Raw genomic sequence first — 14,062 nt, forward strand, 5'->3', positions numbered from 1 at the left:
AAACGAAATTTCATTAACTTTGTTAAATAATAATCCATTTTTGATTAACAAATGGATATGATACCTCACTTTATACATAACAACGGAAAATAGAAGGGGTGACAGAGATGGCAGGGTTAATTGTAAGAAGATTTTTTCAACTGATTTTGCTTTTAATAGGCATTTCGTTTCTCGTGTTTACTAGCATGTATATCGCACCGGGGGATCCGGCGGCCATTATAGCGGGGCCGACTGCGACGAAATCGGATATTGACGCCATTCGCGAAGATTTAGGGCTGAATGATCCATTTCTTGTTCAATATGTCCGCTATATTAGCGGTGTTCTTCATGGGGATCTAGGCTACTCTTATCAAACAAAGCAACCTGTTTGGGAAGCGATTATGACCCGATTCCCTAACACGTTAAATCTTGCCATCGCCAGTATTATGGTTGCAGTGATTATTGGCGTAGTTGCCGGGATTATTTCGGCGATTAGGCAAAACTCCTGGTTGGATGTTTCTAGCACGGTATTTGCTTTAGCAGGGATATCGATTCCGAACTTCTGGCTTGGCACCGTCCTTATTTTGATCTTTGCCGTCAACCTGCAAATTTTACCGGTAGGCGGGCTCGATCATCCGTTTTATACCGTGGAAGGAATGAAGCAGTTAATATTGCCGGCGATTACACTTGGAACTGGGTCAGCGGCAATGATCGCCAGGATGAGCCGCTCTTCGATGTTGGAAGTCATTCGCGCCGATTTTATTCGTACGGCACGGGCAAAAGGGTTGAAGGAAAGAACCGTTATTTGGGTCCATGCCTTACGTAATGCCATGATTCCCGTAATCACCGTCATCGGACTTAATTTTGGGTTTCTGTTAGGCGGAACGATTATTACCGAGCAGGTGTTTGCGATTAATGGGGTTGGCCGGTTAATGGTGCAGGCCATTGCCGCAAGAGATTTCCCAATGGTTCAAGGTTCCGTGCTGTTAGTTGCTACTTTGTTCGTATTGGTCAACCTGATTGTCGATATTATCTACGTCTTTATTGATCCACGCATTAGTTACGATTAAATGTCCTATTGAAAGGAGGAAGCATAGATGGAGACAGGGGCAGTTGCCAAAACCGATGGAACACCGGTGTTGGTACGGAAAAAGAAAGAAAAAATGTATGTGACGACATTAAAGCGCTTGTTGAAAAACAAGCTGGCTGTCGTCGGATTAATCATCATTATTATTCAAATATTGATGGCGATATTCGCTCCGTGGATTGCCACACACGATCCGGTAAAGCAAAACCTGGCAGAAAGCGAGCTTCCGATTTTTTCTGACGGTCACTGGCTTGGAACTGATAACTACGGAAGGGATATGTGGAGCCGCATCGTATATGGGGCAAGAGTTTCCCTTGTGGTTGGGATTGTTTCCGTCAGCCTAGGGCTGGTTGGGGGAGTCCTGCTCGGATTGCTGGCAGGATACTATAAAAAGCTGGATGGGCTCATTATGAGAATCGTAGATTTATTGTTTGCCTTTCCGGGAATTTTGCTTGCCATGCTCATTATTGCCATCCTCGGCACCGGGCTCGTCAACGTAGCCATCGCGATCAGCATTTGGTCGATTCCGACATGCGCGCGGATCGTCCGCGGCAGCGTTCTGTCCATTAAAAACCGGGAGTATATCCTGGCGATGAAAGCGTTAGGAGCTAGCAATGCACGCATTATTTTCAAACATATACTGCCTAACTGCATGGCCCCAATCATTGTATTTGCAACGATGCGCATGGCTACCGCCATCTTATCGACCGCTTCGCTCAGCTATTTAGGGCTAGGGGCGCAGCCGCCGACTCCGGAGTGGGGAGCGATGATTGCGGCAGGGCAGGATTTTATGTGGACATCCCCGCATATGACGGTGGTGCCAGGCATTGCAATTATGCTTGTCGTATTTGCCTTTAACGTTGTAGGCGATGGATTACGGGATGCGCTAGATCCAAATATGGATTTAAATAACTAAAAATGGGGGGAATGAAGTTGAAAAAGAAACACTTTTTTAGCATGCTTGTATTTCTTTTTATGATTTCCGCTGTCTTAGCGGGATGCGGCGGCAAATCTGCCTCGAATAGCGGAGGATCTTCTTCGCAGGGAAAAGGAAATGCCGTTCAAGAATTAACGTATGCTACTACTTCCGACGTTGTAGGCCTTTCACCAATTTTAACAAACGACTCCGTTTCGGCAGCGGTCATTAATCAAATTTATGAGACATTGTTCGTCCGCGACCCGAAAACGATGGAAATTGTTCCGCATCTGGCGGAATCCTATGAAACTCCGGATGATAAAACGTGGGTGATTAAATTAAAGAAAGGAATTAAGTTCCACGATGGTACTGATTTCAACGCCGAAGCAGTAAAATATACGTTTGACAAACTGAGAGACCCAAAAACAGCGGCGCCGCGGGCATCGTTATTAGAGCCAGTAGAATCTGTCGAAGTCAAAGACGATTATACTGTCGTCATTAAAACAAAGTATCCATACGGCCCAATGTTAGCGGCATTATGTCACACGAACGCAGCGATCGTCAGCCCGACGGCTGATCAAAAACAAGATTTAATGAAACAGCCAGTCGGCACAGGTCCGTTTAAATTTGTCGAATGGGTGCCAGGCGATCATATTACATTAGAGAAAAATGAGCAATATTGGCAAGGAGCGCCAAAATTAAACAAAGTGACGATTAAAGTAGTCCCGGAAGTGACAACCGCCATTTCGATGCTGCAGACGGGAGATGTGCAGTTCATCGATAACGTGCCTGCCGAACAGCTTTCGCGCTTGCAATCAATGAAAAATGTAGATCTTATTAAAAAAGAAGGCACCCCTGTTTATTATTTAGGGTTTAACATGAAAAAAGCGCCAATGAATGAACTGGCATTTCGACAAGCTGTTTCTTACGCCATTAACAAAGAAGAATACGTAAAACAGCTGAAGGGGCTTGGCATTCAATCGAACAGCGTTATTGGCCCGAAAGTGTTTGGCTATAATGAAGCATCCGAAAATGTGGCTTACAGCTATGATCCGGAAAAAGCAAAACAATTGATCAAGGAAAACGGCTATAAAGGAGTCAAAGTAAAAATGCTTGTAGCAAACACCGCCAACTATATGAAAATGGCAGAAGTCGTTCAGGCGCAATTAAAAGAAGCCGGCATTAATGCGGAAATTGAATCGATGGAATGGGGCACATTTTTAGATGCGGTGAAACAAGGGAAATATGATTTAACCTTCCTCGGCTGGGCAAATAGCACAGCAGACGGCAGCGAACTGCTTTATCCAAACTTCCATTCCGATAACGTTGGAACATCAAACCGGATTTTCTATAGCAATCCGGCGTTCGACAAGCTAGTGGAAGAATCACGGACCAACATCGATCCGGAAGTGCGGAAACAAAAATTAAAAGAAGCGAACGAATTTTTACTGAAAGATGCGGCGGTTGTCGTGATGAATCACGGCGTGGTAACAGCGGCAGTGGATAAATCGGTGAAAGGATTGGAAATGGATCCAACAGGCCAATGGTCGCTCTATCATGTTTATAGAGAGTAGGGGATAGCATGGCGGAAGCATTACTACGTGTCGAGAATCTTGTAACCACCTTCAATACAGCTGAGGGGAAACTCTCAGCTGTACGGGGGGTTTCTTTTTCGTTGCAAAAAGGGGAAACGTTGTGCATTGTCGGTGAATCAGGCTGCGGAAAAAGCATCACTTCGCTTTCTATTATGGGGTTGCTTCCGAGCAACGGAGAAATCAGCAGCGGCGCCATTTACTTTGAGGGCACGGATTTAACCAAGTTGTCGAAAGAAGAACTTCGCCGCATCCGCGGCAACAAAATTTCAATGATTTTCCAAGAGCCGATGACGGCGTTGAATCCTGTGTTTACGATCGGCTATCAAATTAGAGAACCGTTGATGCTTCATCAAAAATTATCGAAGCGGGAAGCGCATGAACGTGGAATCGAATTGTTAAAACAGGTGGGAATTCCGTTCCCAGAAAAGCGGATGAAACAGTATCCGCATGAACTAAGCGGTGGGATGAGACAGCGTGTCATGATTGCAATGGCGCTTGCTTGCCGTCCGAGTTTACTCATTGCGGACGAGCCGACTACCGCCTTAGATGTGACGATCCAAGCACAAATTCTTGATTTAATAAATGAATTAAAAGAAAAGTTGAACATGGGCGTCATTATGATTACCCATGATATGGGAGTCGTCGCAGAAATGGCGGACCGTGTCATGGTCATGTATGCGGGAGAAAAAGTCGAAGAAGGCGATGTAGCAAGTATTTTTGCGAATCCGCGCCACCCTTATACAAAGGGATTATTGAAGTCGGTGCCGAATGTTGATGATGAGCAATACGAGCTCGAGCCAATTCCAGGAACGCTTCCCAACTTGAATGAAAAAATTGAAGGTTGTCGCTTTCATCCTCGTTGTCCATTTGCAACGGAAAAATGCCGCGCGCAATCGCCGCCGGAATTCAAAGTGAAAGAAGGCCACTACGTACGGTGCTGGTTAGAGAAGGGGGTAGACATCGATGAGCCAGCCGCAGCAGCCACTTCTTAAATTAGAAGGAGTGAAAAAATATTACCCCATTAAAGGGGGGATTTTGCAACGGGTGCAAGGCTATGTGAAAGCCGTTGAAAATGTGTCGCTTGAAGTATTTGAAGGAGAAAGCATCGGCATTGTCGGCGAATCTGGATGCGGCAAGTCGACACTTGGAAGAACGATTCTAGGCTTAGAGAAAGCGACAGATGGAAAAATCTTTTTCAAAAATCAAGAAATTAGCAATTTACCAGAGAAAAAGCGGAAAACATTTAAGAAAGAGATGCAAATGATTTTCCAAGACCCGTATGCATCGCTTGACCCTCGACAGCGGATTGGTGCGGCATTGGAAGAGGTATTTGTCATTCATACGAAGATGACAAAGGCGGAACGGGAAGAGAGAGTGCTGCAGTTACTAAAGGAAGTCGGATTAAAAGAAGAACATTACGATCGCTATCCTCATGAGTTCAGCGGGGGGCAGCGCCAGCGGATCGGGATCGCCAGAGCGATCGCGCTCAACCCATCGCTCGTCATTTGCGATGAAGCGGTATCGGCGCTTGACGTATCGGTGCAGGCGCAAATTATTAAATTATTAAAAGACATTCAAGAAAAACATCGTTTGACCTATTTATTTATTTCCCATGATTTAGGAGTCGTCCGTCACTTTTGCAATCGCGTGTTGGTCATGTATTTAGGGAACACGGTGGAGCTGGCTCCATCCCATGAGCTATATGCCAATCCTCTTCATCCGTATACGAAAGCGTTATTATCGGCGATTCCAAGGCCAAAACCAGGAGTGAAAAAAGAACGAATTCGCCTGGAAGGGGATTTGCCGAACCCGGCGAACCCGCCAAGGGGCTGTCCATTTCATACTCGCTGCCCGATTGCCACAGAAAGATGCAAGCAGGAACGTCCAGAATGGAAAGAAGTGGCGCCAAATCATTATGTTGCTTGCCACGAAGTACAGTAAGGAGGGAATCCAATGGACTATTTATACTATCCATATCCGTCGCAGCGGATGACGACGTTTGCGGCCAACGGCATGGTGGCAACCTCACAGCCGCTGGCAGCGCAGGCGGGATTGGAGATATTAAAAAAAGGCGGAAATGCGATTGATGCCGCGATTGCGACCGCCGCCTGCCTGACGGTCGTCGAGCCGACCTCGAACGGCATCGGCGGCGATGCGTTTGCCATTGTGTGGACAAACGGCAAGCTGTATGGATTAAATGCCAGCGGCTATTCGCCAAAATCGATTTCGATCGAGGCGGTAAAAGAACGGGGATATCAAGAAATTCCAAAACACGGCTGGATTCCGGTCACCGTCCCGGGCGCGCCGGCGGCGTGGGCGGCGCTGTCAAAGCGGTTTGGCAGGCTGCCGCTTGCGGAAGTGCTAAAGCCGGCGATCGAATATGCGGAAAACGGCTATCCGGTGTCTCCAACGTTAGGGAAGTACTGGAAGGCCGCATTTCAAACGTATCAAAAAACGTTAAAAGGTCCGGAGTTTGCCAGCTGGTTTGCGACCTTTGCGCCGAACGGGCGTGCGCCGAAAATCGGGGAAGTATGGGCGTCCAAAGACCACGCCCATACGCTCCGCCTCATTGCCGAAACGAATGCGGAAAGCTTTTACCGCGGCGAATTAGCGGAGAAAATCGCCGCCTATTCCAAACAATACAACGGCTTTTTGGATCTGGATGATTTAGCCGAGTATGAGCCGGAATGGGTCGAGCCGATTTCCGTCCACTACCGCGGCTATGACGTGTGGGAAATTCCGCCGAACGGACAAGGCCTTGTCGCCTTAATGGCGCTGAATATCATGAAAGGGTTCGCCGTTCCGGAAACGCCAACGGTCGCGACATACCACCAGCAAATAGAGGCGATGAAACTGGCGTTTGCCGACGGACGGGCGTATATCACGGACCGCAAGCATATGGAGCATCGCGTCGAGGAATTGCTGTCCGAGCCGTTTGCCGAAACGAGACGGGCGCTTATTGGCGAAGAAGCGCTGCTTCCGGCGCCGGGGACGCCGCCAAAAGGCGGAACGGTGTATTTAGCGGCGGCGGATGGCGACGGCAATATGGTATCGTTTATTCAAAGCAACTACATGGGCTTTGGCTCCGGTTTGGTCGTGCCAGGCACCGGCATCGCCCTGCAAAACCGCGGCCATAATTTTTCCTTTGATGAAACCCATGTGAACCGGTTGGCGCCGCGGAAAAAACCGTACCATACGATCATTCCGGGATTTTTGACCAAAGGCGGCGAACCGGTCGGACCGTTCGGCGTCATGGGCGGATTTATGCAGCCGCAAGGGCATTTGCAAGTGATCATGAACACGATCGACTTCCATCTGAACCCGCAGGCGGCGCTCGATGCGCCAAGATGGCAATGGACGGAAGGCAAAAACGTGCTCGTCGAGCCGCATTTTCCGCGCCATATCGCCGAAGCGCTGGCACGAAAAGGGCATGACATCCATGTTGCGCTGGATGGCGGACCATTCGGGCGCGGGCAGATTATTTGGCGCGATCCGCGCTCGGGCGTGCTGATCGGCGGGACAGAACCGCGCACCGACGGCGCTGTCGCCGCATGGTAACCAAGGGCAAAGGATGAACAGCATATGAACCAGCTGCACTTGTTTCTTGCCTTTTTCCGTGTCGGCATGCTTGGGTACGGGGGAGGCCCGTCGGCCATTCCCCTTGTCCATAAAGAAGTCGTCGAAAAGTACAAATGGATGAGCAATCAGGAGTTTGCCGATATATTGGCGCTTGCCAACGCCCTGCCTGGCCCGATTGCGACAAAGCTGGCCGGATATATCGGCTACCGCGTCGGCGGAGTGATCGGGATGTTCAATGCGGTATTGGCCACTACGGTTCCTACCATTATTTTGATGATTTTGTTGCTGACTGTTCTTTCTTCAGTGAAAGAAGAACCCTGGGTATTAGGAATGACAAAAGCGGTGGTTCCGGTTGTCGCCGTGATGCTTGGAGTGTTAACATGGGAGTTTGTGAAACAATCACGCGCTTCATTGGGTTTGTTTCCTGCTTTTGCATTTCTGGTTGGTTGTTTCATTGTACTGCAATTTTTACATATTCACCCGGCCATTTTAATCGCTTTGTTGCTTTTTAGCGCGCTAGTCGGGAAAAGCAAAAAAGAAAAAACAGCGGGGAAAGCTGATTCTCCGGGAGAAAGGAGAAAACATTCATGATTTATTGGCAAATTTTCCTCGCCTTTTTCCTTCCAGGAATTTTAGGCTATGGCGGCGGGCCATCTTCGATTCCGCTCATTGAAAATGAAGTGGTAGACCGCTACGGTTGGTTATCGGTTCACGAATTTAGCGAAGTGTTAGCACTTGGCAACGCCTTGCCTGGCCCGATTGCGACGAAGCTGGCTGGGTATATCGGCTACCAGCAAGGAGGGGTGCTCGGCGCTTTTATCGGGGTGTTTGCATCCGTCGCCCCTTCGCTTTTGATCATGATTGCTTTGCTTCAGCTTTTGTATAAATTCAAAGATTCTCCAAAAGTAAAGCGAATGACGAATTATATACGCCCTGCCATCGCCGTATTGCTTGGAATGATGACTGTCGACTTTTTTATGACTTCCTACCGTGATGCAGGAATATGGCAAACGCTATTCCTGCTGGCCGCAAGCTTTCTCTTAATGGAAAAATGGAAAATACACCCTGCTTATGTCATTACATTGTCATTGGTATATGGAGCCTTGTTTTTATCGTAAAAACGAAACCTGCCTTGTCCAAAAGGCAGGTTTTTCGCATGTTATTCTACGGTAAACGTAATCGCCGCTTTCGCATTTGGCCAGTTTTTATCCGCAAGCCACCATTCGAGCTTGTAATTTCCTTTCGGCAAGTCGGTAAACGTTTCTTGGAATACGAGCTCTTCTCCTTGCTTTAGCTGGCGCTGTTCGTAAATTTGCGTAAACAATTTTCCTTCGCTAAACTGCTTTACCTTCTTTCCATTGCGGTACAAAATGTAATCATACTTTTTCCCGCTCGTAAAGGTCACGGTTTGCACGCGCTCCGTTTGGTTTCTTACTTTAAACGTCACGACGTAGTTTCCGTCTTTTTTCTCATACGTTAATGACGGTTCGAGCGCCCCGGCGATCATCCCTCGCTCTACTTGCGATTTTGCTCGCGCAGCCTCATCTTTTGCTTTTGGCTGTTCCCCTTCATTGTTGGAAAAAAGCATACCGATTGCCACCACCCCCACAGCAATGCCCGCTAGCGCGATCATCCGTCCTTTTCCCATCAGGCTCAACTCCTTTCTATTATAGTCGTTCCCATTTTTCATCTTGTTACAAGAAACAAAAAAAATTATGAAAAAATCCTTGTCCGCCTTGATATTTCTGGTATATATGACCGATTTGTCTAATAAAATGTTACAAATTGAACAACAACGAGAGTGTTTGAGGTGGGGATCGTTCGTAACAGCACGGGTACCTGCTTGAGATGTTTCCAAAATGCACAAGTAGAAGTGGTTTTCATCATCCACGAGGCGAGTCTCATTTCACACTCCTCACATCCAACTTAGGGAGGGCGAGTGGTGTGCACGATTACATCAAAGAGCGTACGATCAAGATTGGAAAGTACATCGTGGAGACGAGGAAAACCGTTCGCGTCATCGCGAAAGAGTTCGGTGTTTCCAAAAGCACGGTTCACAAAGATTTAACCGAGCGGCTGCCGGAAATTAATCCGGAGCTGGCCCAGGAAGTCAAACAAATTCTCGATTATCATAAATCCATTCGTCATTTACGCGGAGGAGAAGCGACAAAGAAAAAGTACAAAAAACAAGCGGTGAAAAACAATTAACTTTTTTCCTTGCGTCCTGTCTTCATCGCAAAAATAGTATCATTATCCTAAATGAATATGGTAAAATAATCTATCAGGAGTGATTTGAGGGCAGAGGCAAGGAGGATCCATATGTTTTCTAGAGATATTGGCATTGACCTTGGCACGGCAAACGTACTCATTTTTGTCAAAGGAAAAGGAATTGTGCTCAATGAGCCGTCCGTCGTCGCGATTGATAAGAACACGAACAGGGTGCTCGCTGTCGGCGAAGAAGCAAGGCGAATGGTAGGACGTACTCCTGGGAATATCGTTGCCATTCGGCCGCTCAAAGACGGAGTAATCGCTGATTTCGACATTACCGAAGCGATGTTGAAACACTTTTTAAGCAAGCTCGATGTCAAAGGCTTTTTCGCCAAACCGCGCATTTTAATTTGTTGCCCGACGAACACGACATCGGTAGAGCGGAAAGCGATCAAAGAGGCAGCAGAAAAAAGCGGCGGCAAAAAAGTATATTTGGAGGAAGAGCCAAAAGTAGCGGCCATTGGCGCAGGAATGGACATTTTCCAGCCGTGCGGAAACATGGTGGTCGATATCGGCGGTGGCACGACCGATGTGGCGGTTCTCTCCATGGGAGACATTGTCACCGCCTCTTCCATTAAAATGGCTGGGGACAAGTTCGATTTGGAAATTTTGCATTATATCAAACGGGAATATAAGCTGCTCATCGGCGAACGAACCGCGGAAGAAATCAAGATCAAAGTCGCAACTGTATTCCCAGGTGCACGTGACGAGGAAATTGACGTCCGCGGCCGTGACCTTGTCACAGGGCTGCCGCGCACGATTACGATCCGCTCCAAGGAAATCGAAAAGGCGCTGCGCGAGCCGGTGACAATGATTGTACAAGCTGCCAAGAGCGTGCTTGAACGCACGCCGCCGGAACTGTCCGCCGACATTATTGACCGCGGCGTTATTTTGACGGGCGGCGGCGCGCTATTGCACGGCATCGATCAACTGCTTGCCGAGGAGCTCAAAGTGCCGGTGTTTGTTGCGGAAAACCCGATGGACTGCGTCGCGCTCGGAACGGGGATCATGCTCGAAAACATCGACCGCGCCCCAAGACAGCAGCTCGTGTGAAAGGCTGGAGAAACAAGACGAATAGCTACCGCTAGGAAATGGTATCTATTCGTTTTTTTCCATGCTTGCCTTATAATGATAGTAAACCTAGCCTAAGCGAGGTGACCTTCCTTGTTGCGGGGATTGTATACAGCGGCAAGCGGCATGCTGACGCAGCAGCGCCGCGTCGAAATGCTAACGAACAACATCGCCAACGCCAATACGCCTGGGTATAAAGCCGACCAAGCGACATTGCGCGCGTTTCCGGAACTGCTTCTTTCCCGTTTGGACGCAGAGAACGTATCGGCCAAAACACCGCGTTCGTTTCTATTGCAGCCGGCAATCGGGTCGTTCAACACCGGTGTTTATATGCAGGAGCTGATTCCAAACTTCCGCCAAGGCGATATAAAAGAAACGGGGCAGCGAACCGATATTGCTTTAGTCAACGGAACGCTTCCGGTCGATGCAGCGACGGGGCAGCAAGGCGCGCTCTTTTTTGTCGTGCAAAATGAAAACGGCGACATCCGCTACACAAGAAACGGCAATTTTACCATGAATCCGCAAGGGTTTTTAACAACGAACGATGGATGGTACGTATTAGATGAAAACGGCCGGCGCATCCAGCTGCCAAGCGCGGATTTCACCGTCAGCACGGACGGTACGATCACAGCGGGGAATAACCGCATCGCAAGAATCAATATCGCATTGGCGGCCAACCCAAATACGCTTGTGAAAGAAGGAAACGGCCTCTTCCGCAGCGACAACGGGGCGCTGCCGAGCGCGCTTGGCAATCCGAATGTGACTTATGCGCTCCGGCAAGGCTTTATCGAACGATCCAATGTGGATCTTGACCGCACCATGACAGAGCTTTTGTCCGCGTACCGCGCCTTTGAAGCGAACCAAAAAATTGTACAAGCCTATGACCGCAGCATGGATAAAGCCGTCAACGAAGTCGGCCGCCTGAGATAATGATGAGGGGGACATGCACGTGTTACGTTCGATGCTCACCGCCGCCAATACCATGAATCAGCTGCAGAAGCAGCTCGACGTCATCAGCAACAACATCGCTAACAGCGACACGACCGGATTTAAACGGCGCGACACGAATTTCGCCGAATTGCTTGCCCAGCAGTTTACGAATTTTCCTGATGACAGCGGCAGCCGCCTGACGCCAAACGGCGTGCGCATTGGCGTCGGCGCGCGCCTTGCCGAGACGAATGTCGTGCTCGCACAAGGGGCGCTAGTGAAAACAAACCGCGCCTTGGATATGGCGCTCACCAAAGAAAATCAATTTTTCCGCGTGCTCATCCAAAGAGGAAACGGCGAACAGGAAATCGGCTACACCAGAGCGGGCGCGTTTTATTTAACGCCATCTGCCGAAAATGAGTGGATGCTCGTCACTAGCGACGGCAGCCCGGTGCTTGATGAAAACAACGAGCCGATTGTGCTTCCGGGCGGATTCAAAGATATCATGATTTCCAATAACGGCACGCTTACCGCCCTCGCTCCCGACGGCCGCACCGTGGCAAGCGCCAATCTCGGCGTTACGGCGATCTTGCGGCCGCAGCTATTGCAGTCGGCCGGGGACAACGTATTTACCATGCCAAACCTTAATGCGCTAAACGTCAACACAGCCGATGTGGCGGTCAATATGACCGGCAATTTGCGCGGGCAAATCGCCATGATGCAAGGTGCGCTCGAGCGGTCGAACGTCGATCTTGGCACGGAACTGACCGAGATGATGATCACCGAGCGCGCGTATCAATTGAACGCACGCGCCATTTCCCTTTCTGAGCAAATGCTCGGCCTCATTAACGGAATCCGTTCCACTTAAGGAGAAATTCGTATGAAGGGACAACAGCTCGAGGAAAATCAGGCCCAAACAGAAGAAGTAAGCAAGGAAGAAACACGGGCGGAGCGGAGGCGCCGCTTTCAACGCACCCGCCTCATTCCGATTTGGCTGCGCCTGATCATCGTCGCCGTACTGATGGCCATCAGCCTTGCCGCCGGCGCCATGATCGGCTATGGCGTCATCGGCGACGGCAATCCGTTCGATGTGTTCCATCGCTCCACATGGCAGCACATCATCGATATCGTCGAAAAAGATACGAAAAGCAAATAATCATCGTTGGGAGGCAGCTGCTCTCCTTTTTCTGCATCATCACAGAAAGGTGGCATAGATATGCTTGATATCCAACAAATTCAAGCGATCATTCCGCATCGCTATCCGTTTTTGCTTGTCGACCGCATTCTTGAAATCGAAGAAGGAAAACGCGCCGTCGGCATCAAAAACGTCAGCGCCAACGAAGCGTTTTTCGCCGGCCATTTTCCGGAATATCCTGTTATGCCTGGCGTTTTAATCGTCGAGGCGCTCGCCCAAGTCGGCGCCGTGGCGATGCTGAAAAAAGAAGAAAACCGCGGCCGTCTCGCCTTTTTCACCGGCATCGACAACTGCCGCTTTAAAAAGCAAGTCAAACCAGGCGACCAGCTCCGCCTCGAAGTGGAAATCATCCGCGCCCGCGGCGCGATCGGCAAAGGCAAAGGCGTCGCAACGGTGGACGGCGAACTCGTCTGCGAAACAGAGCTCATGTTTGCCCTTGGCGATAAGCAAGGCGAATGAAACGAAGCTCTCCTTTCACCGATGAAAGGAGAGCCTGTTTGTTTTGTTTATGGTAAAATAAACGTCAAGAAGGAGGTGAGACAATGGAACGGTTGATGGAACAAATTCTTTTTGAGTTAAAAGAAATGCGGGTGGACCTAAACGAAGTAAAACAAAGCCAAAAGCAGCTGGAGTCCGATGTCCGTGAACTGCGTGCCAGTCAAAAACAGCTGGAGTCTGATGTCCGCACGCTGCAGGAGACGGTTGCCGAACTACAGGAGGGACAAGCGCGGGTCGAACAAACGATCGGCAAGCTTTCACAAAGCATCATTGACAGCTTAGCTCCTTATTTCGACCAAATTACCCAGCATATCGATGAACGATATGAAGAGATCCATGACAAATTACATCAACACGAGCGGATGATCGAAACCCTCTCCTATCGTTCCCTCTCCCAAGAAACCGAACTCAAAGACCTCAAACGAATGATGCAACATTCCTCATAAAATGCATGAAATTCTCCTTTCTGGGAAACATAAGCAAGGACCGGTCTTTACATAAGGTCACCAACATTCACAGAAAGGAGAAGAAACGATGAAGAAAAAATGGCTTTTACTTAGACTGTTTAGCGTGTTCGTCGCCATGATGATCGCGGCAGGCTGCAATGCCAATAATGACAATGACAACAATAATCCGCCGCCGCCAAACAACAACGTCGATCAAAATGACAATGACATCAACGATAGGGATAACAATAACATCAACGATAAGGATATGAACCCGGCGGACGACATTAACCAAGGCGATGACGCTAACAACAATATGAACAATAACGGCGATTTCAACGACAATAAAAACGATCAACTGCTGCCGGGCGACGACACCAATAACGGACCTGGCGACGATGAAAACGATAGAGTTCCTGATCGTGAAGATCCAATCGAAGATCCGCAAGATACAAACGATAAAGACAATAAAGACGAATAACGAAACAAAGACAAGGTTGC

General features: G+C 48.8%; 17 protein-coding genes. 16 read left to right on the forward strand and 1 reads right to left on the reverse strand.

The features are described from left to right. The first annotated feature begins 107 nt into the window (after positions 1–107). The 8 genes from nikB to BV455_RS09700 are packed head-to-tail and all read left to right on the forward strand — an operon-like array spanning position 108 to position 8,274. The gene (gene nikB, locus BV455_RS09665) at positions 108–1,049 is read left to right on the forward strand and encodes a nickel ABC transporter permease (RefSeq protein ID WP_017436848.1); all 942 of its coding nucleotides are present in this window, start codon (positions 108–110) and stop codon (positions 1,047–1,049) included. 27 nt (positions 1,050–1,076) lie between these two features. Continuing rightward, positions 1,077–1,982 carry an ABC transporter permease gene (locus BV455_RS09670; protein WP_218687955.1) on the forward strand — a complete coding sequence of 302 codons (906 nt, stop codon included), beginning with the start codon at positions 1,077–1,079 and terminating at the stop codon, positions 1,980–1,982. A gap of 11 nt (positions 1,983–1,993) precedes the next feature. Beyond that, a complete protein-coding gene (locus BV455_RS09675) occupies positions 1,994–3,556 on the forward strand; it encodes a glutathione ABC transporter substrate-binding protein (RefSeq protein WP_409993892.1) in 1,563 nt (520 codons plus the stop codon). Between the two features lie 8 nt (positions 3,557–3,564). Continuing rightward, positions 3,565–4,569 carry an ABC transporter ATP-binding protein gene (locus BV455_RS09680; RefSeq protein WP_218687957.1) on the forward strand — a complete coding sequence of 335 codons (1,005 nt, stop codon included), beginning with the start codon at positions 3,565–3,567 and terminating at the stop codon, positions 4,567–4,569. Beyond that, the gene (locus BV455_RS09685) at positions 4,541–5,518 is read left to right on the forward strand and encodes an ABC transporter ATP-binding protein (protein WP_061578902.1); all 978 of its coding nucleotides are present in this window, start codon (positions 4,541–4,543) and stop codon (positions 5,516–5,518) included. The genes BV455_RS09680 and BV455_RS09685 overlap by 29 nt, the downstream gene beginning before the upstream one ends. 12 nt (positions 5,519–5,530) lie before the next feature. Beyond that, positions 5,531–7,135, forward strand: a complete 1,605-nt coding sequence (locus BV455_RS09690) for a gamma-glutamyltransferase family protein (protein WP_218687958.1) — start codon at positions 5,531–5,533, stop codon at positions 7,133–7,135. Positions 7,136–7,159: 24 nt separating this feature from the next. Continuing rightward, positions 7,160–7,747, forward strand: coding sequence for a chromate transporter (locus BV455_RS09695; protein WP_042406714.1), 588 nt, complete (start codon positions 7,160–7,162; stop codon positions 7,745–7,747). After that, the gene (locus BV455_RS09700; RefSeq protein ID WP_061578904.1) at positions 7,744–8,274 is read left to right on the forward strand and encodes a chromate transporter; all 531 of its coding nucleotides are present in this window, start codon (positions 7,744–7,746) and stop codon (positions 8,272–8,274) included. Before BV455_RS09695 ends, BV455_RS09700 begins: the two co-directional genes overlap by 4 nt. A gap of 41 nt (positions 8,275–8,315) precedes the next feature. Here BV455_RS09700 and BV455_RS09705 read toward each other — a convergent pair whose 3' ends face one another. Further along, positions 8,316–8,804: a BsuPI-related putative proteinase inhibitor gene (locus BV455_RS09705; protein WP_218687959.1), complete on the reverse strand. Its 489-nt coding sequence runs from the start codon at positions 8,802–8,804 to the stop codon at positions 8,316–8,318. 296 nt (positions 8,805–9,100) lie between these two features. Here BV455_RS09705 and spoIIID point away from each other — a divergent pair, with 296 nt between their 5' ends. From spoIIID to BV455_RS09745, 8 genes are all read left to right on the forward strand, one after another. Next, entirely contained in the window at positions 9,101–9,364 is a 264-nt protein-coding gene (gene spoIIID / locus BV455_RS09710) for a sporulation transcriptional regulator SpoIIID (protein WP_008880665.1), read from the forward strand. Between the two features lie 111 nt (positions 9,365–9,475). Continuing rightward, the gene (gene mreB / locus BV455_RS09715) at positions 9,476–10,477 is read left to right on the forward strand and encodes a rod shape-determining protein (protein ID WP_017436839.1); all 1,002 of its coding nucleotides are present in this window, start codon (positions 9,476–9,478) and stop codon (positions 10,475–10,477) included. 111 nt (positions 10,478–10,588) lie between these two features. Then, positions 10,589–11,425: a flagellar hook-basal body protein gene (locus BV455_RS09720; RefSeq protein WP_218687960.1), complete on the forward strand. Its 837-nt coding sequence runs from the start codon at positions 10,589–10,591 to the stop codon at positions 11,423–11,425. Positions 11,426–11,444: 19 nt separating this feature from the next. Further along, positions 11,445–12,290, forward strand: a complete 846-nt coding sequence (locus BV455_RS09725; RefSeq protein ID WP_218687961.1) for a flagellar hook-basal body protein — start codon at positions 11,445–11,447, stop codon at positions 12,288–12,290. A gap of 12 nt (positions 12,291–12,302) precedes the next feature. Then, positions 12,303–12,578 (forward strand): DNA-directed RNA polymerase subunit beta, encoded by a 276-nt coding sequence (locus tag BV455_RS09730; protein ID WP_042406695.1) that lies wholly within the window; start codon positions 12,303–12,305, stop codon positions 12,576–12,578. Between the two features lie 60 nt (positions 12,579–12,638). Beyond that, on the forward strand, positions 12,639–13,076 hold the full coding sequence (gene fabZ / locus BV455_RS09735) for a 3-hydroxyacyl-ACP dehydratase FabZ (protein ID WP_042406693.1): 438 nt from the start codon (positions 12,639–12,641) through the stop codon (positions 13,074–13,076). Positions 13,077–13,159: 83 nt separating this feature from the next. Beyond that, a complete protein-coding gene (locus tag BV455_RS09740; RefSeq protein ID WP_017436834.1) occupies positions 13,160–13,561 on the forward strand; it encodes a hypothetical protein in 402 nt (133 codons plus the stop codon). 88 nt (positions 13,562–13,649) lie between these two features. Beyond that, positions 13,650–14,042 carry a hypothetical protein gene (locus BV455_RS09745; protein ID WP_042406691.1) on the forward strand — a complete coding sequence of 131 codons (393 nt, stop codon included), beginning with the start codon at positions 13,650–13,652 and terminating at the stop codon, positions 14,040–14,042. The last annotated feature ends 20 nt before the right edge of the window (positions 14,043–14,062 follow it).

This window comes from Parageobacillus caldoxylosilyticus (genome assembly GCF_019272935.1).
In the GTDB taxonomy this organism is placed as follows: Bacteria; Bacillota; Bacilli; order Bacillales; family Anoxybacillaceae; genus Saccharococcus; species Saccharococcus caldoxylosilyticus.

What these genes read in the sequence shown, in the direction of transcription:
- BV455_RS09685 (WP_061578902.1), top strand. Translation starts at nt 4,541, where the DNA reads ATGAGCCAGCCGCAGCAGCCACTTCTTAAATTAGAAGGAGTGAAAAAA.
- BV455_RS09695 (WP_042406714.1), top strand. Translation starts at nt 7,160, where the DNA reads ATGAACCAGCTGCACTTGTTTCTTGCCTTTTTCCGTGTCGGCATGCTT.
- BV455_RS09700 (WP_061578904.1), top strand. Translation starts at nt 7,744, where the DNA reads ATGATTTATTGGCAAATTTTCCTCGCCTTTTTCCTTCCAGGAATTTTA.
- BV455_RS09730 (WP_042406695.1), top strand. Translation starts at nt 12,303, where the DNA reads ATGAAGGGACAACAGCTCGAGGAAAATCAGGCCCAAACAGAAGAAGTA.
- BV455_RS09745 (WP_042406691.1), top strand. Translation starts at nt 13,650, where the DNA reads ATGAAGAAAAAATGGCTTTTACTTAGACTGTTTAGCGTGTTCGTCGCC.
- BV455_RS09675 (WP_409993892.1), top strand. Translation starts at nt 1,994, where the DNA reads ATGAAGTTGAAAAAGAAACACTTTTTTAGCATGCTTGTATTTCTTTTT.
- BV455_RS09705 (WP_218687959.1), bottom strand. Translation starts at nt 8,804, where the DNA reads ATGGGAAAAGGACGGATGATCGCGCTAGCGGGCATTGCTGTGGGGGTG.
- nikB (WP_017436848.1), top strand. Translation starts at nt 108, where the DNA reads ATGGCAGGGTTAATTGTAAGAAGATTTTTTCAACTGATTTTGCTTTTA.
- BV455_RS09670 (WP_218687955.1), top strand. Translation starts at nt 1,077, where the DNA reads ATGGAGACAGGGGCAGTTGCCAAAACCGATGGAACACCGGTGTTGGTA.
- BV455_RS09740 (WP_017436834.1), top strand. Translation starts at nt 13,160, where the DNA reads ATGGAACGGTTGATGGAACAAATTCTTTTTGAGTTAAAAGAAATGCGG.
- fabZ (WP_042406693.1), top strand. Translation starts at nt 12,639, where the DNA reads ATGCTTGATATCCAACAAATTCAAGCGATCATTCCGCATCGCTATCCG.
- mreB (WP_017436839.1), top strand. Translation starts at nt 9,476, where the DNA reads ATGTTTTCTAGAGATATTGGCATTGACCTTGGCACGGCAAACGTACTC.
- BV455_RS09690 (WP_218687958.1), top strand. Translation starts at nt 5,531, where the DNA reads ATGGACTATTTATACTATCCATATCCGTCGCAGCGGATGACGACGTTT.
- BV455_RS09680 (WP_218687957.1), top strand. Translation starts at nt 3,565, where the DNA reads ATGGCGGAAGCATTACTACGTGTCGAGAATCTTGTAACCACCTTCAAT.